Origin of the sequence: Mycobacterium hippophais, assembly GCF_027529605.1 — a bacterium.
Classification (GTDB): Bacteria; Actinomycetota; Actinomycetes; order Mycobacteriales; family Mycobacteriaceae; genus Mycobacterium; species Mycobacterium arseniciresistens.
This window is the reverse complement of the sequence record NZ_JAPZPY010000013.1, coordinates 1-16,647: the sequence shown is the minus strand read 5'-3', so window position 1 is coordinate 16,647 and position 16,647 is coordinate 1. Positions and strand designations below refer to the sequence as shown.

The window sequence follows — 16,647 nt, the reverse complement described above, 5'->3', positions numbered from 1 at the left end:
CGCTGTCTCGTTCTCCTCGTCGTGGGTCAGAAGGCGGTCAGGTATTGATCGATCTCCCACGGCGTCACGGCGCCGTGGTAGGCGAAGAACTCCTCGCGCTTGACGTCGGCGAAGTAGCCGGCCACCCCGTCGCCCGCCGCATTGAGCGCGCCGGACACCACAGGGTCGGCCTGCAGTTCGTCGACGGCGTGCAGCAGGGTCGGTGGCAGCGTCGCGCGGCCGTCACCCGCGGCGCCGACCGCGCCGGGATCGGTGCTGCGCTTGATGCCGTCGAGGCCCGCGCCCAGCGCGGCCGCCATCGCCAGATAGGGGTTGGCCGACCCGTCGCCGCCGCGCAGTTCGATGCGCTGAGAGTCGGGCACCCGGATGTAGTGCGTGCGGTCGTTGCCGCCGTAGGTCGCGCGCCGCGGCGCCCAGGATGCACCCGACGCCGTCGAGATCGCACCGGTTCGCTTGTAGGAGTTGACCGTCGGCGCGATGACGGCCTGCAGCGCGCAGGCGTGGTCGAGGATCCCGCCGATGAAGCCGTACGCGGTCTCGGACAGGCCGAGACCGCGGTGGTCCTCGGCGGCCGGGAACACCGGGGCGCCGCCGCTGGTGAGCGACAGGTGCAGGTGCAGGCCGCTGCCGGTGCGGTCGGCGAACGGCTTGGGCATGAACGTGGCGACCATGCCGCGTTCGGCGGCGATCATCGACAGCAGGTAGCGCAGCGTCACCACGCGGTCGGCGGTGGTGAGCGCCTCGGCGAATTGGAAGTTCTGCTCGAACTGGCCGTTGCCGTCCTCGTGGTCGTTGGCGTAGTTCGACCAGCCCAGCGCGTTCATCGCCGTGGAGATGGCGGTGAGGTGGTCGTACATCCGGGTGACGCCGCGGGCGTCGTAGCAGGGCTGGGCGGCGGTGTCGGCGGCGTCTGCGGTGGACAGGCTGCCGTCGGGATTGCGGTGCAGCAGGAAGTACTCGACCTCTGCGCCGACCCACGGCTCGAAGCCGGCGTCGGCGGCCTGCTGGATCAGCGCCTTGAGGATGACGCGCGGTGCATAGGGCCACGGCTCGCCCTCGACGTGCGGGTCGCAGTGCACGATGGCCAGCCCGTCCTTGATGAACGGGATCGGGGTGAACGACGCCGGGTCCGGGATGGCCATCAGGTCAGGGTCTTTGGGCTCCTGGCCGATGGCGCCGACGGCGTAGCCCGCGAACCCGACACCCTCGGTGGCGAGCAGGTCGACGGCCTCGACCGGCACCAGCTTGGCGCAGGGCTTGCCGCGCAGGTCGACGAACAGCGCGAGCACGAACTTCGTGCCGGACTGCTCGGTGAGGGTGGCGAGGTCGGGGGTCATACGGGTCCTGTCTCTTGCTGAGAATCAAAGTATCACGATAGGAAACTCGGCTGGCATGCGAAAGCCGGCCGGTGCGGGGTGAACCCGCGCCGGCCGGCGTCAGATCACACAGGTGCCATGTCGTAGGACGACTCGCGGTGGAACTTCGCGTCGATGCCCTGCTCCTCCTCCTCGGGCGAGATGCGGATGCCCATCGTCTTCTTGAGCACGAAGGCGATCGCGAATGCGACCACGAAGGAGTACGCCATCACCGCGAAGGCGGCGACCGCCTGCTTCCACAGCTGGTCGACACCGCCGCCGTAGAACAGGCCGTTGGTGGCGTTGGGCATGCCCTCGCTGGCGAAGAAGCCGATCAGCAGCGTGCCGATCAGCCCGCCGACCAGGTGGACGCCGACGACGTCGAGCGAGTCGTCGTAGCCGAACTTCGACTTCAGGCCGACGGCGTACACGCAGATCGCGCCGGCGATGGCGCCGACGAAGATCGCGCCGACCGGGGTGACCGAACCGCAGGCGGGGGTGATGGCGACCAGGCCGGTGATGGCGCCCGATGCCGCGCCGACGCCGGTGACGTGGCCGTCCTTGATCTTCTCGACGGCGAGCCAGGCCAGCGTGGCGGCGCAGGTCGCGACGAAGGTGGTGACCATGACGATCGCCGCCGAATTGCCGGCGGCCAGCGCCGAACCGCCGTTGAAGGCATACCAGCCGGCCCACAGCAGACCGGCGCCGAGCAGGGTCAGCGGCACGTTGTGCGGCTTGCGAAGCTGACCGAACATCGCCGACTTGCCGAGGACGATCGCCACGGCCAACGCGGCGGCGCCTGCGTTGATGTGCACAGCGGTACCACCGGCGAAGTCGATGGCCTTGAGGCTGTTGGCGATCCAGCCGCCGACCGAGTTCTCGGTGACCACTCCGTCGAACGCGAACACCCAGTGCGCGACGGGGAAGTACACCAGCACGGCCCACACCGTGGCGAACAGCATCCATGCGCCGAACTTCATCCGGTCGGCCACCGCACCGGAGATCAGCGCGACGGTGATCCCCGCGAACAGGGCCTGGAAGATGGCGAACAGACTCACCGGCAGGCCCGAGATGGTGGTCTGGGACTCCAGCAGGTCGGTCATGCCGTCGAATTCGGTGAAGCTGCCGACGAAGCCGCCGTAGGAGGTGCCGAAGACCATCGAGAAGCCGAACAGCACCCACAACACGCCGACGACCGCGACCGCACCGAAGGTCATCATCATCATGTTGGTCGAGCTCTTGACCGAGACCATGCCGCCGTAGAACAGCGCGAGGCCCGGGATCATGAGGGTCAGCCCGATGATGCAACACAGCATGAATGCCGTGGTGCCAGTGTCCACTACGTCCATTGGTCAGTTACTCCTGGAAGTGATGCGGACCGCTCAGCCGGGTCCGTTCACTGGCAGTAACCGACGTTTCTGTTACGCCGGCAGTGTCGTGGTGTTGCGGATGGGTTAATAGTCCGCAGGCTTGCCCCAGGCGCCGGCGAACGCGATCTCCTCGAGCGGGAGCCGGCGGCGGGGCAGCGAGTCGCGTTCGACGATCTTCTCGTCGGCGCCCGCGTAGTCACCGAGCGAGCCCACGGCGACCACGGCGTACGGCCGGACCCCCTCGGGGACGCCGAAGTCGCGACGGGCCGCGTCCGCGTCGAAGCCGGCCATCGGGTGGGCGATCAGCCGCCGCGACACCGCCTCGACGCTCAGGTTGGCGATCGCCGCGCCGGCGTCGAGCGCCGCGTAGCGCGCTGTCCGGTCGTCCTCGCCCTCGTCGGCGCACACCAGGATCAGCGCGCCCGCGGCGTGGGCGTAGCTGTTTCCCCGTTTGAGCGTGGCGGCCAGGGCGGTGAACGTCGGGTCGCCGCGCCGTCCGACCACGAACCGCACCGGCTGACGCGCCCCCCACGTCGCCGCCCAGCGGGCCGCCTCGAGCAGCGCGGTGACCTCCTCGTCGGTGACCGCCGCGGCCGGATCGAAGGCGCGCGGACTCCACCTCGCGGCGAGGTCGGGATGGATGGGCACCCGGGTCTCGGCGGTGCGATTGGTCGGCGGGTCGGCCACGTCTCGACGCTACCGACCTCGCAGGTTAATTCCCGGTCGCTTCACACCTGCCCGCCGAGGGGAAAAACCGGGTGCTCCGACCCCTTATCCTTGTGTGCGACCAATCCGCACCTGAAAGGGCTGACAGTGGCGCTCGTCGTGCAGAAATACGGCGGATCCTCGGTGTCCGACGCCGAGCGCATCCGGCGCGTCGCCGAGCGCATCGTCGAGACCAAGAAGGCGGGCAACGACGTCGTCGTGGTGGTCTCCGCGATGGGCGACACCACCGACGACCTGCTCGACCTCGCCAAGCAGGTGAGCCCGGCGCCGCCGGCGCGAGAACTGGACATGCTGCTGACGGCGGGTGAGCGGATCTCGAACGCGCTGGTCGCGATGGCGATCGAGTCACTGGGCGCGCACGCCCGGTCGTTCACCGGCTCGCAGGCCGGCGTCGTCACCACCGGCACCCACGGCAACGCCAAGATCATCGACGTCACCCCGACCCGGCTGCGGTCGGCGCTCGACGAGGGGCAGATCGTCCTCGTCGCCGGCTTCCAGGGCGTCAGCCAGGACACCAAGGACGTCACCACGCTGGGCCGCGGCGGCTCGGACACCACCGCGGTGGCGGTGGCGGCCGCGCTGAACGCCGACGTCTGCGAGATCTACACCGACGTCGACGGCGTGTACACCGCCGACCCGCGCATCGTGCCGAACGCGCACAAGCTGGACACCGTCAGTTTCGAGGAGATGCTCGAGATGGCGGCGTGCGGCGCGAAGGTGCTGATGCTGCGGTGCGTGGAATACGCCCGCCGCTACGACCTGCCCATCCATGTCCGGTCGTCGTACTCCGACAAGCCGGGCACCATCGTCAAGGGATCGATCGAGGACATCGCCATGGAAGACGCCATTCTCACCGGGGTCGCCCACGACCGCAGCGAGGCCAAGGTCACCGTCGTCGGTGTGCCCGACGTCCCGGGATACGCCGCGAGGGTGTTCCGCGCGGTCGCCGACGCCGACGTGAACATCGACATGGTGCTGCAGAACATCTCCAAGATCGAGGACGGCAAGACCGACATCACCTTCACCTGCGCCCGGGACAACGGACCCGGCGCCGTCGAGAAGCTGACGTCGCTGCAGCACGAGATCGGGTTCACCCGGGTGCTGTACGACGATCACATCGGCAAGGTGTCGCTGATCGGCGCGGGCATGCGCAGCCACCCCGGCGTCACCGCCACCTTCTGCGAGGCGCTCGCCGAGGTCGGCGTGAACATCGACCTGATCTCCACCTCGGAGATCCGGATCTCGGTGCTGGTGAAGGACACGGAACTGGACAAGGCCGTTGCAGCGTTGCACGAGGCGTTCGGACTGGGCGGCGACGAGGAAGCCGTCGTGTATGCGGGAACGGGACGGTAGGACATGGTGCACATCGGCGGGCAGGAGCGAAGCGACCGGGGAGTCAGCCTGGCGGTCGTCGGCGCGACGGGACAGGTCGGCCAGGTGATGCGCACGCTGCTGGAGGAGCGGGACTTCCCGGCCACCAGCGTGCGGTTCTTCGCCTCCGCGCGGTCGCAGGGCAAGAAGCTGCCGTTCCGCGGCCAGGAGATCGAGGTCGAGGACGCCGAGACCGCCGATCCGTCCGGCATCGACATCGCGCTGTTCTCCGCGGGCGCCACGATGTCGCGGGTGCAGGCGCCGCGGTTCGCCGCCGCGGGCGCCGTGGTGATCGACAACTCCTCGGCGTGGCGCAAGGACCCCGAGGTGCCGCTGGTCGTCTCCGAGGTGAACTTCGATCGTGACGCCGGAAATCGTCCGAAGGGCATCATCGCCAATCCCAACTGCACCACCATGGCCGCGATGCCGGTGCTCAAGCCGCTGCACGACGAGGCCGGTCTGGTGCGGATGATCGCCTCGACGTATCAGGCCGTCTCGGGCAGCGGGCTGGCCGGAGTGGACGAATTGTACGGCCAGGCAACAGCAGTGGTCTCCGGCAGCCGCGACCTCGTGCACGACGGCTCGGCGCTCGACTTCCCGGCGCCGAACAAATACGTCGCACCGATCGCGTTCAACGTGGTGCCGCTGGCCGGCTCCTATGTCGACGACGGCTCCGGGGAGACCGACGAGGACCAGAAGCTTCGCAACGAGAGTCGCAAGATCCTCGGCATCCCCGACCTCCTGGTCAGCGGCACCTGCGTGCGGGTGCCCGTGTACACCGGCCACTCGCTGTCGATCAACGTCGAGTTCTCTCAGCCAATCGCGGTCGAGCGGGCCAAGGAGATCCTCGCCGCGGCGCCCGGCGTCACACTGTCCGACGTGCCGACGCCGCTGGCCGCCGCGGGGGCGGACGAGTCGCTCGTCGGCCGCATCCGGCAGGACCCGGGCGTGCCGAACGGCCGTGGGCTCGCGCTGTTCGTCTCCGGTGACAACCTGCGAAAAGGTGCGGCGCTGAACACCATTCAGATCGCCGAGTTGCTGGCCGCTCGGTTGTGACCCGGCGGGCCGTCGGGGCGCTGCTCGGCGTCCTGATGCTGCTGCCCGCGGCGCCGTCCGCGCTGGCCGAACCGCCCTCGCCCGCACCGGGCCCGGTGCTGCCGCCGCTGGCGCCCGGACAGGTGCTCCGCCTCGGGCCGACCGCCGGAACCGGCACCGCGACAAGCGACTACGGCATCGGCGCGACCGACCTGTGCGAGTTCATGGAGTTCCCCAGCGGGATCCTGCAGGTGTGCGGTGACAGCTTCGCCGGCCAGGGCGTGGGGTACGGCGGGTGGTACTCGCCGATCGCATTGCACGTCGACGCGGAGTCCGTCGGCGATCCGAACGGCGTGCGCTACGACGGGGTGTCCGGAGTCGACACCCCGCTGCTCGCCGACCCGACACCGCCGGGGTCGTCGCAGCTGCCCGCCGGGGTGGTGCAGGTCAACCGGGAGAACTGGATGATGATCACCACCACCCGCGACCTGCGGCCGCAGTCTTCGAGACTGGTGAAAGCGTCTGCCTCCGAGGGGGAATGGCCGACGATCGAGGGGTCGGTGCGGGAGGCCGGCCACGACGGCGGTAGGCAGTCACAGATCAGCGGCTACTACGACCCGATCCCCACCGCGGATTCACCCCGCGGGTGGGTGTACATCGTGGCCAACAACTTCGACCGCACCGCACCGGTGGTGCTCCACCGCGCGAAGCCCGACACCTTCACCGACCGGTCGACCTGGGAGGGCTGGTCGGGTCTGCCCGGTCCGGACGGCGGCTGGGGCAAGCCGGCCACGCCGCTGTGGGGCGACCGGGTGGGCGAGATGAGCGTGCGCCAGATCGACGGCAAGACCGTGCTGTCGTACTTCAACGCCGGCAACGGCAACATGGAGGTGCGGGTGGCCGACGCCCCGACGGGCCTCGGCACGGCGCCGGTGACGACGGTGGTGGTGGCCAGCGACTGGCCGGAGTGGCCCGAACCCGTGGATCGGCTGCCGCCGCCGGAGGTCAATCGGCTGGCCCAACCGTACGGCGGTTACATCTCGCCGGGCTCCACGCTCGACGAGGTGCGGGTGTTCGTCAGCCAGTGGAACACCATGCCGCGCGGCGGGACGCCGTACCGGGTGATCCAGTTCGCGGTGAACCCGTTCAAGCCCTGGTGATTTCGGGCTACACCAGGTCGAGCAGCACCTCCGCGAGGGCCTGCGGGCGGGACAGGAACGGCGAATGGCTGCCGGGGAGCTCGACCACGCCGGCGCCGAGCCGATCGCGTGCCACCCGTCGAGACCATTCGGGGTTGATCATCTGGTCGTCGGTGCAGACGATGTACGTGCAGCCGACCGCTGGGAGTTCGGCCGGCGGAAAGGTCTGCGCCATCGGGTGATCGGCCTGCGGTCGAAGTCGTCCGATCGCGGCGGTCGCGGTGGTGTCGTCACAGTCTGCGAGGAGGTGCCTGCGGGCCACCTCGAGATCGACCCATACCTGGCGATCGTGTTCGTCGACCGTGAGCCCCTGAATGAAGCCGAGGTTCCACATGTCGGGCTCGTCGGCCGCCTGGTCCATCACGCTGCTGCCGATCCTCGGGACGACCGAGCAGAGATACACCAGATGCCGGATCGGCCGTCGGGCCGCGACCAACGGAATCGTGTGACCGCCCAGCGAATGCCCGACCAGCACCACGTCGTCGCACGGGAGGTCCATCGTGACGACGGTGTGCCCACCGCTCCAGCACGGGAGCGAGCGACTCCCAGCACCATGCGCCGTGCCAGCCGCCGTGGACCAGGGCAAAGGCCGCCATGGCGTGAGACTACGAGCCGGTGTACACGCTCACAGCGGATTCATAGCTGATTCTGGATCAGCGCTTCACCACCGCTTGCAGTCTGTGAGTCATGACCGAAACACCTTCATCCTCCGAACCGGCGACGCGTCCCGTCGTCACCGAATCGACCACGCCGGTGATCGAGCGCGAACCGCGGCGCGGCAGCCGCGTCACCACGGCGGCCGCCTGGGTCGGCATCGTCGCAGGCGTCGTGTTCATCGTCGCGGTGGTCTTCTTCTCCGGCTTCATCCTCGGCAAGGCCTCCGACGGTGGACACCGCGGCGGGCCCGGCCACGGTGACCGCGTGATGATGCACCACGGCGGACCGCCGCCGATGATGGGCCCCGGCGGTCCGGAACGGGGCGGCCCGTTCGGTCCCGGCGGTCCCGGCTTCGGGCCACAGCGGCCGGCCGCCCCCGATGCACCGACGACCACCGCTCCGGCCCGGCCGTGACACACCTAATCTTGACTCGATCCAGATTGAGGGCATACTCGATGGTGTGACCGCGATCCACGACGCCGACTCCCGCGCCCTGCTGCGGGCTGCCGGCATGCGCGTCACGGCCCCGCGGATCGCGGTGCTGGACGCGCTGGTCGCCACACCGCACTCGACCGCCGACGAGGTCGCCGGAGAGGTCCGGCGCCGGCTCGGCTCGGTGTCCACCCAGGCCGTGTACGACGTGCTGCGGGCGTGCACCGAAGCCGGGCTGGTGCGCCGGCTCGAACCGGCCGGCCCCTCGGCCCGTTACGAGACCCGCACCGGCGACAACCATCACCACCTGGTCTGCCGGTCGTGTGGACGCATCGCCGACGTGGAGTGCGTGGTCGGCGCGGCGCCCTGCCTCACGCCCGCCGACACCGACGGCTTCGTCGTCGACCGCGCCGAGGTCGTGTTCTGGGGCGTGTGCGCCGACTGCCGCGACGCCGGACCGGCCGACATGTCCGCCTAGACGTTTCTCTGCAGCCCTTCGAGACGCCCCGTCGCCCCCGCGCCGGGGCGTCTCGTCGTTTCGTGCATCCATGATCACGGTTTCGGGTACACCCCGGAGGTGACGCGCGTGCGCGTCCGCGGTCCAGCCCCCACGGCCGCCTGTTCCCGAGGAGATGAACGACCACGATGACCGCCACCGAGAACAACTTCACCACCAACGACGCCGGCAACCCGGTACCCAGCGACGAGTACTCGCTGTCCGTCGGACCCGACGGCCCGATCCTGCTGCAGGACCACTACCTGATCGAGCAGATGGCGAACTTCAACCGGGAGCGCATCCCGGAGCGGCAGCCCCACGCCAAGGGCGGCGGCGCATTCGGCGTCTTCGAGGTGACCAACGACGTGAGCCGGTTCACCAAGGCGGCGGTGTTCCAGCCCGGCGCGAAGACGGAGATGGTCGCGAGGTTCTCCACCGTCGCAGGGGAGCGGGGCAGCCCCGACACCTGGCGCGACCCGCGCGGATTCGCGCTGAAGTTCTACACCTCCGAGGGCAACTTCGACATGGTGGGCAACAACACCCCGGTGTTCTTTGTCCGCGACCCCATGAAGTTCCAGAACTTCATCCGCAGCCAGAAGCGGATGCAGGCCAACAACCTGCGCGACCACCACATGCAGTGGGACTTCTGGACACTGGTGCCCGAGTCGGCACACCAGGTGACGTGGCTGATGGGTGACCGCGGCATCCCCAAGACGTGGCGGCACATGAACGGCTACTCCAGCCACACCTACAGCTGGGTCAACGCCGACGACGAGATGTTCTGGGTGAAGTACCACTTCAAGACCGACCAGGGCGTCGACTTCCTGACCCAGGAGGACGCCGACCGGCTCGCCGGCGAGGACGCCGACTACCACCAGCGCGACCTCTACGACTCGATCGAGGACGGCGACTTCCCCAGCTGGACGCTGAAGATGCAGATCATGCCGTTCGAGGACGCCAAGACCTATCGCATCAACCCGTTCGACCTGACCAAGGTGTGGCCGCACAGCGACTACCCGCTGATAGACGTCGGCCGGATGACGCTGAACCGCAACGTCACCGACTACCACGCCCAGATCGAGCAGGCGGCCTTCGAGCCGAACAACATCGTGCCCGGCACCGGCCTGTCCCCGGACAAGATGCTGCTGGCCCGCGGGTTCTCCTACGCCGACGCGCACCGCCACCGCCTCGGGGTGAACTACAAGCAGATACCGGTGAACGAACCGAAGGTCGAGGTGCGCAGCTACTCCAAGGACGGCGCGATGCGGATGCGTCTCACCAGTGACCCGGTCTACGTGCCGAACTCGATGGGCGGCGCGCACGCCGACCCGGCCCGCGGCACCGAGGCGCACTGGATGTCCGACGGCGACATGGTCCGGGCGGCCTACACGCTGCGCGCCGAGGACGACGACTGGAGCCAGGCCGGCACCATGGTCCGCGAGGTGCTCGACGACGACCAGCGGGACCGGCTGGCGCACAACATCATCGGGCATGTGACCGATGGCGTGCGGGAGCCGGTGCTGTCTCGGGTCTTCGAGTACTGGCGCAACGTCGACGCCGAACTCGGCAAGAAGGTCGAGGAGGGCGTGCGGTCGAAGCTCGAGGGCAACGGCGGCTGACCATCTCTGCTCGGCGGGGCGCTCGCCCCGGAAGTTGCTCCGGAGTTCTGCTGCGGCCTGGCCGTGCCGATGGGAGAACCGACACAGCGAACTGACGGCCATCGACGCCCCCGGGCTTCATCGCCCTGACCCTCAGTGCTGCGTTGTCGACGTGAACCTTTGCTGTCGGATTGTTGCGAAGCTCGGCGTGCCCTCGCGAAGCAGATCCGTTCTCGGGTGGTGACGAACCCCGAAAGTCTGGCTCGGCCCCGCGCCCAGCTCCTCGCGGGACGGCCCCCATTTGCCCAGGTGAAGCCCTGCGCGAGCGAAGCCGAGCTGGGCGAACTGGGTGGCGGTTTTATTTTCGAAGTTCAGTAGCAATGATGCGAAGTTCGCCGTAACTTTCGCAAATCTCGGCGTGACCTTGATGAACTGTCGTAAGGTCAGTCATTCCAGTGATCTTGGCAAACGATCTGGGGGGCCCGGTGGGGATCAAACCGGTTGAAGATCCGGACGGCAGCTCCTTCTTGCTGGTCAACAAAGAGGACAGACACAGCGTGCGGCCCGATTCGCCGACATCCCGACCGGACGGCAAGCGGTGAACGGTGAAGCGGGCATTCGTCCCATGAGTTTGCGCGATCGGTTGGCTACGGATCGCGGCTGACGTATCGGTCAGCACCAGGTCAGGGAAATCCTGGGGGGCGAATGGAAAGAGAGCAACGCACGCTTCCGCTCACGCGGGGGCAGCTGGACATATGGCTCGCGCAGGAGTCGGGGGAGTCCGCCACCGAGTGGCAGCTCGGGCTGTTCGTACGGATCGAGGACGCCGTCGACCGCGACGCCCTGGAGTGGTCCATCCGACGCGTGGTGCGCGAGGCGGAGCCCGTACGGGCCGCCTTCGTCGAGGTAGACGGCCAGGTGTTGCAACGGGTGATCGACGACCCGGAAGTCGAGCTGGCATTCCACGACCTGACCCAGTCCGCCGTTGCGATGGAAGAGGTCCACCGCATCGCGTCCTCGATCCGGTGTACGCCGATGCCCCTGTTCGGTCCGCTGTTCTCGTTCACGCTGTTCCAGACGCGAATCGACGAATTCGTTCTCTTCGCCTGCTGCCACCACATGGTGATCGACGGCTTCGCCCTGGGGTTGGCCGGGCAGCGGATCGCGTCCATCTATTCGGCCGTCGTCTGCGGCGCGCCCATTCCGCCGGCCTTGTTCGGATCGTTGGAGGAACTGGTCGCCTGCGAATCGGATTACGAATCGTCGGAGGCGTATTCGGTCGATCATGATTTCTGGGCGAACAACCTTCCCCCGGAAGGTGAACCTTCCCTCCGGGATCCGCACATCGCAGCGCTGCGAGACAAATCACCTGCGCCTTCGATGCCCGTACAACTGGATCCTGCGCTGGTCGTTCGCGTCGACGAACTGGCCGCACTGTGGAACACGCCTCGATCCTCGGTGCTGACCGCGGCGTGCGCGCTCCTGGTGCGCGGGTGGAGCGCGCAGAGCTCACAGGTCGCGCTGAATCTCCCGGTCAACAGGCGGGTACGCCCCGACTCCAAGACGCTCCCCGGCATGCTCGCCGGTGTCATACCGTTGGTCTTGAACGTCCCGCCCAGTTCGTCTGTCGCCGAATTCTGCGCGTCCGTTGATGCGCGAATCCGCGAAGTCCTACAGCATCAACGGTTTCCGGTACACGCGCTCGAGCGTAGATCTCGCTCGGGCGGCACGGGGCGGCCGCCTGCAAGGGTCGGCGTCAACTTCCTGCCGGTCTTGTCGAAGCTGTCCTTCGGCGGTGCGCCGGCAACGGCGTCGTTCACCAACACCGGCCCGGTGGGAGGCTTCGGGCTGGTCTTCGTGACAGCCGGCGACGAGATCTTCCTCAGCACGGAGGGCGCAGGGCTGCCGATTCCGGGTCTCGGTGCCGAGGACACGGCCCGCCGGTTGTCGGGAATCCTGGCGCAGATGGTTGCCGATCCCGGTCAGCCCGTGTCGTTCGTCAATGTGCTCGACCCTGCCGAGGAAGCCCGGGCCGGCGAGTGGGGCAACCGGGCGGTGTTGACCCGGCCCGCGGAAGTTTCTGTGTCGGTTCCGGAGTTGTTCGCCGCGCAGGTGGCCCGGACACCGGACGCTTCGGCCCTCACCTGCCGGGGCCGTTCATGGTCCTACCGAGAACTCGATGAGGCGTCGAACCGACTGGCGCGACTGCTCATCGGCTACAGCGCCCACCCGGGTAGATCCGTGGCGCTGCTGTTCGACCGGTCCGCCGAAGCGATCACGGCGATTGTCGCAGTACTGAAGACCGGTGCGGCCTACGTGCCGATCGACCCGGGTCATCCCGATGCGCGGATCGGCTTCGTGCTGGAGGATGCCGCAGCTGTCGCGGTCGTCACCACCGCAGCGCTGCGTCGGCGACTGGACGGCTACGAGATCGCGGTCGTCGAGTTCGACGATCCGCGTGTGGAGGCCCAGCCGAGCACCGCGGTGCCGTTCCCGACACCCGACGACATCGCCTACCTCATCTACACGTCGGGCACGACCGGTGTGCCGAAGGGCGTCGCGGTCACGCACGGCAACGTCACCCAGTTAATGGGCTCGGTGACTGCGGACCTGCCTCGCGCCGGGGTTTGGACCCAATGGCATTCCTACGCTTTCGACGTCTCGGTGTGGGACATCTGGGCGCCGCTGCTCGGGGGTGGGCGGGTGCTGGTGGTGCCCGAGGATGTGGCGGCGTCACCGGACGAATTCCACGCCCTGCTGGTCCGCGAGCGGGTCGATGTGTTGAGTCAGACCCCGTCGGCGGTGGGAATGCTGTCGCCCGCCGGCCTGGAGTCGCTGGCGCTCGTGGTCGCCGGTGAGGCGTGCCCGGTCGAGGTGGTGGCGCGGTGGGCGGCTCCGGGCAGGGTGACGATCAATGCGTACGGCCCGACTGAGGCCACCGTGTACGCGTCGATGAGTGCGCCGCTCACACCGGGGATGACCACGGTCCCGATCGGTGCGCCGGTGCCCGGCGCTGCGTTGTTCGTGCTGGATTCGTGGTTGCGGCGGGTGCCTGCCGGGGTGGTCGGTGAGTTGTATGTGGCGGGTCGCGGTGTTGCGGTCGGCTATGTGGGCCGGTCGGGGTTGACCGGGTCGCGGTTCGTGGCGTGCCCGTTCGCCGATGCCCCTGGGCTGCGGATGTATCGCACCGGGGATCTGGTGCGTTGGGGTGCCGACGGGCAGTTGGAGTATCTGGGCCGCGCCGATGAGCAGGTCAAGATCCGCGGTTACCGCATCGAGCTCGGCGAGATCGAGGCCGTGCTGACCCAGGTGGACGGTGTGGGCCAGGCGGCGGTGATCGCCCGCGAGGATCGCCCCGGCGACAGGCGGCTGGTCGCCTACATCACCGGCACAACGGATCCCGCGACGTTGCGCGCGGCGCTGGCCGCGCGGCTCCCCGCGTACATGGTTCCCGCCGCGGTGGTCGTTATCGATGCCCTGCCGCTGACCGTGAACGGCAAGCTGGACAGGCGGGCCCTTCCTGCACCCGAATACCAGAATGCCGACCGGTATCGTGCTCCGGCCGACGCGGTCGAGGAGATACTGGCCGGGATTTACGCCCAGGTGCTGGGATTGGATCGGGTGGGGGTCGACGACTCGTTCTTCGAACTGGGCGGGGACAGCATCCTGTCGATGCAGGTGGTGTCGCGGGCCAGGGCGGCGGGTCTGAGCTGTCGGCCGCGTGATGTGTTCGTCGAGCAGACGGTGGCCCGGCTGGCCCGCGTGGTCGGGGTGGCCGAGGTCCGCGGCGTGGTCGACGAGGGAACGGGACCGGTGGCGGTGACACCGATCATCAGCTGGTTGCGAACTGTGGACGGCCCGGTCGGTGAGTTCAACCAGTCGGTGGTCGTGCAGGCCCCGCCCGGCGTCGGTGCTGCCGACGTCGTGGTCCTTGTGCAGGCGCTGCTGGATCGGCACGCCATGCTACGGCTGCGGGTGGCTGTCGACGAGGACGGGACCTGGGCGCCGATGGTCCCCGAGCCGGGTTCCGTCATCGCGGCGGGCGCTCTGATGTCGGTGGAGGTGCTCACTGCGGACGCGATGGTCGAGGCCCGGTCGCGGCTGAACCCGGCCGCCGGGGCGGTGCTCAGCGCGGCGTGGGCCACTGAGACCAGTCAGCTGGCGCTGGTGGTGCACCACCTCGCAGTCGACGGGGTCTCGTGGCGAATCCTGTTGGAGGACATCAACATCGCCTGGGCGCAGCACCGCAGCGGACATCCGGTCGAACTGCCCGTCTGCGGGACGTCGTTCGCCCGGTGGTCGACCCTGCTGGTACAGCACGCACACTCCGACGAGGTAGCCGTGTTGGCCGACGCCTGGCGGCAGGTGGTCGAGATCCCCTCGGTGCTGCCCTCACCCCGGCCTCGGTCGGATACCTATGCCACGGCCGGATACTCATCGGCGTCACTGGACACCGGTACGACGCGGATGCTGCTCGGTGAGGTGCCTGCGGCGTTCCACACCGGGGTGCAGGATGTGTTGTTGATCGCGTTCGGTCTGGCGCTGGCCGAGTTCGTCGACGCTGGCCGCGGGCGACGGATCGGCATCGACGTGGAAGGCCATGGCCGTCAGGAGGAATTGGCCGCCGACGCCGACCTGTCGCGCACCGTCGGTTGGTTCACCACCAAGTACCCGGTCGCGCTGCCGAGCGGTGAACTGTCCTGGGCTCAGGTGGTCTCCGGTGGCGCCGCCCTGGGCAGGTTCGTCAAGGAGGCCAAGGAGCAGTTGCATGCCACGCCCGACGGGGTGACATACGGTCTGCTGCGCTACCTGAATTCGACCGTCCATCTGGACGTGCCGGAGCCGTGCGTCGGATTCAATTATCTGGGCCGCCTCGGCGCGGCCGGTGACCTCGCCGGTGAGATGTGGCGGATCGACCCGGATGCCGAGACGCTCACGGCGGCCGCCATGGGGGTGCCGACTCCCTTGACGCACACGGTGGAGCTCAACGCCGCCACCGTCGATACCGCTGCGGGGCCGCAACTTCGCGCCAACTGGACATGGGCGGTGTCGGCGCTGGATGACACCCAGATCGACCGGCTGAGTCAGTTGTGGTTCGATGCGCTGGCCGGGATCTGTGCGCATGTGCGCTGCGGTGGCGGCGGTTTGACGCCCTCGGACATCGCGCCGGTGCGGTTGAGTCAGGACCAGATCGACTGCCTGCACAGCCGCCACCGGATCTCCGATGTCTTGCCGTTGACCCCACTGCAGCACGGTCTGCTCTTCCACGTCGGGGTCGAAGATGCGGGCAGCGACCTGTACGCGATGCAGCTGGATTTCGCGGTGACGGGCCCGCTTGACGCCGACCGGCTTCGTGACGCCACGCAGGCGGTGGTCCGCCGTCATCCACACCTGATGGCCCGGTTCTGTCAGGAGTTCGACGAGCCGGTACAGGTCGTCCTCTCCGACCCCGGGCTGGAGTGGCAGGACGTCGACTTCGAATCCGATGACCAGGTACAGCGACTGTGCGCCGACGAGCGGGCAGCGGTCTGCGATCTCGGTCTGGGGCCGGTCTTGCGGGCAGCGCTCGTGCGGGTCGCGCCGGAACGACACCGGCTCGTGCTGACCATCCACCACCTCGTGGTCGACGGCTGGTCGCTACCGCTCCTGCTGCAGGAGATCTTCGGCGTCTACCAGGGGCAGCGGCTGTCCGCGGCGGTGCCGTATCGCCGGTTCGTGTCCTGGCTGGCCGACCGTGACCTCGCGGCCGCCAGGGCGGCCTGGGCCGATCTGCTGAGCGGTTTCGAAACCCCCACCCTGGTGGCCCCGCTGAACCGGTCGGCGATGGGTCCGCGCGGCGTGGCCTCGTTCGAGGTGCCTGCGCACATCAGTCGGGCGTTGGGGGAATTGGCGCGGTCGCAGCAGACCACGGTGAACACGGTGCTGCACGCGGCGTGGGCGGTGTCGCTGGCCTCGCTGACCGGCCAGCAGGACGTCGTGTTCGGCACCACGGTCTCCGGTCGCCCGGATGAGCTGCCCGGGTCGGAATCGATGATCGGCCTGATGATCAACACGGTTCCCGTTCGGGCCGACATCACGGCGACCACCACTGCCGCCGAGCTGCTGACACAGCTGCAGTGCGCTCACAACGAAACCCTGGAGCACCAGCATCTGGCGCTGCCGGAGATCCACCGCGCCGCCGGACACGATCAGCTGTTCGACACGATGTTCGTCTATGAGAACTACCCGCTCGACACCGCAATGGCGTTGGGCGACGGGTTGGCCGTCGCCGAGTTCAGCAGTCGCGAGTGCAATCATTACCCCCTTGCGGTGCAGGTGATTCCCCGAGACGGACTGAGCCTGCGAGTCGAGTACCGCACTGATGTGTTCGATGGTGCCTCGGTGGAGGCGCTTGTTGGGCGGTTGGTG

12 protein-coding genes are annotated in these 16,647 nt (G+C 68.4%); 7 read left to right on the top strand and 5 right to left on the bottom strand.

Translation table 11 applies throughout. The features are described 5' to 3' along the window. Nucleotides 1-26 precede the first annotated feature (26 nt). From glnT to O6P37_RS23095, 3 genes are all read right to left on the bottom strand, one after another. A complete protein-coding gene (gene glnT, locus O6P37_RS23105) occupies nucleotides 27-1,337 on the bottom strand; it encodes a type III glutamate--ammonia ligase (protein WP_269896276.1) in 1,311 nt (436 codons plus the stop codon). A gap of 104 nt (nucleotides 1,338-1,441) precedes the next feature. Then, nucleotides 1,442-2,695, bottom strand: coding sequence for an ammonium transporter (locus O6P37_RS23100; protein ID WP_264011018.1), 1,254 nt, complete (start codon nucleotides 2,693-2,695; stop codon nucleotides 1,442-1,444). A gap of 114 nt (nucleotides 2,696-2,809) precedes the next feature. Beyond that, nucleotides 2,810-3,412 carry a nitroreductase family protein gene (locus O6P37_RS23095; RefSeq protein WP_269896275.1) on the bottom strand — a complete coding sequence of 201 codons (603 nt, stop codon included), beginning with the start codon at nucleotides 3,410-3,412 and terminating at the stop codon, nucleotides 2,810-2,812. Between the two features lie 126 nt (nucleotides 3,413-3,538). Between O6P37_RS23095 and O6P37_RS23090 the strand changes: the two genes are divergently transcribed. From O6P37_RS23090 to O6P37_RS23080, 3 genes are read left to right on the top strand one after another with little or no spacing between them, the layout of a single operon-like run. Continuing rightward, complete coding sequence (locus tag O6P37_RS23090; protein WP_269896274.1) at nucleotides 3,539-4,804, top strand: aspartate kinase; 1,266 nt, start codon at nucleotides 3,539-3,541, stop codon at nucleotides 4,802-4,804. Nucleotides 4,805-4,807: 3 nt separating this feature from the next. Then, entirely contained in the window at nucleotides 4,808-5,878 is a 1,071-nt protein-coding gene (locus tag O6P37_RS23085; RefSeq protein WP_269896273.1) for an aspartate-semialdehyde dehydrogenase, read from the top strand. A gap of 35 nt (nucleotides 5,879-5,913) precedes the next feature. Beyond that, nucleotides 5,914-7,017 (top strand): DUF4185 domain-containing protein, encoded by a 1,104-nt coding sequence (locus O6P37_RS23080; protein WP_269896392.1) that lies wholly within the window; start codon nucleotides 5,914-5,916, stop codon nucleotides 7,015-7,017. Nucleotides 7,018-7,024: 7 nt separating this feature from the next. Here the strand turns inward: O6P37_RS23080 and O6P37_RS23075 are convergent, their stop codons facing one another. Next, a complete protein-coding gene (locus tag O6P37_RS23075) occupies nucleotides 7,025-7,555 on the bottom strand; it encodes an alpha/beta fold hydrolase (RefSeq protein ID WP_269896272.1) in 531 nt (176 codons plus the stop codon). Between the two features lie 188 nt (nucleotides 7,556-7,743). On the opposite strand from O6P37_RS23075, the gene O6P37_RS23070 reads away from it, so the two are divergent. The 3 genes from O6P37_RS23070 to O6P37_RS23060 all read left to right on the top strand — a co-directional run bounded on the left by O6P37_RS23070 (nucleotide 7,744) and on the right by O6P37_RS23060 (nucleotide 10,260). Then, on the top strand, nucleotides 7,744-8,127 hold the full coding sequence (locus O6P37_RS23070; RefSeq protein ID WP_269896271.1) for a hypothetical protein: 384 nt from the start codon (nucleotides 7,744-7,746) through the stop codon (nucleotides 8,125-8,127). A gap of 97 nt (nucleotides 8,128-8,224) precedes the next feature. Beyond that, complete coding sequence (locus O6P37_RS23065; RefSeq protein ID WP_408633238.1) at nucleotides 8,225-8,623, top strand: Fur family transcriptional regulator; 399 nt, start codon at nucleotides 8,225-8,227, stop codon at nucleotides 8,621-8,623. 167 nt (nucleotides 8,624-8,790) lie between these two features. Next, nucleotides 8,791-10,260, top strand: a complete 1,470-nt coding sequence (locus O6P37_RS23060; RefSeq protein ID WP_269896269.1) for a catalase — start codon at nucleotides 8,791-8,793, stop codon at nucleotides 10,258-10,260. Between the two features lie 337 nt (nucleotides 10,261-10,597). On the opposite strand, the gene O6P37_RS23055 is transcribed toward O6P37_RS23060, so the two are convergent. After that, complete coding sequence (locus tag O6P37_RS23055) at nucleotides 10,598-10,918, bottom strand: hypothetical protein (RefSeq protein ID WP_269896268.1); 321 nt, start codon at nucleotides 10,916-10,918, stop codon at nucleotides 10,598-10,600. A 26-nt stretch (nucleotides 10,919-10,944) separates the two neighbouring features. Between O6P37_RS23055 and O6P37_RS23050 the strand changes: the two genes are divergently transcribed. Continuing rightward, a partial coding sequence (locus O6P37_RS23050) for a non-ribosomal peptide synthetase (RefSeq protein ID WP_269896267.1) occupies nucleotides 10,945-16,647 on the top strand: 5,703 nt, incomplete at its 3' end.

Bases quoted from the DNA above. Each gene is read 5' to 3' on its own strand.
- O6P37_RS23070 (WP_269896271.1), top strand. From the start codon at position 7,744: ATGACCGAAACACCTTCATCCTCCGAACCGGCGACGCGTCCCGTCGTC.
- O6P37_RS23085 (WP_269896273.1), top strand. From the start codon at position 4,808: ATGGTGCACATCGGCGGGCAGGAGCGAAGCGACCGGGGAGTCAGCCTG.
- O6P37_RS23080 (WP_269896392.1), top strand. From the start codon at position 5,914: ATGCTGCTGCCCGCGGCGCCGTCCGCGCTGGCCGAACCGCCCTCGCCC.
- glnT (WP_269896276.1), bottom strand. From the start codon at position 1,337: ATGACCCCCGACCTCGCCACCCTCACCGAGCAGTCCGGCACGAAGTTC.
- O6P37_RS23065 (WP_408633238.1), top strand. From the start codon at position 8,225: ATGCGCGTCACGGCCCCGCGGATCGCGGTGCTGGACGCGCTGGTCGCC.
- O6P37_RS23060 (WP_269896269.1), top strand. From the start codon at position 8,791: ATGACCGCCACCGAGAACAACTTCACCACCAACGACGCCGGCAACCCG.
- O6P37_RS23075 (WP_269896272.1), bottom strand. From the start codon at position 7,555: ATGGACCTCCCGTGCGACGACGTGGTGCTGGTCGGGCATTCGCTGGGC.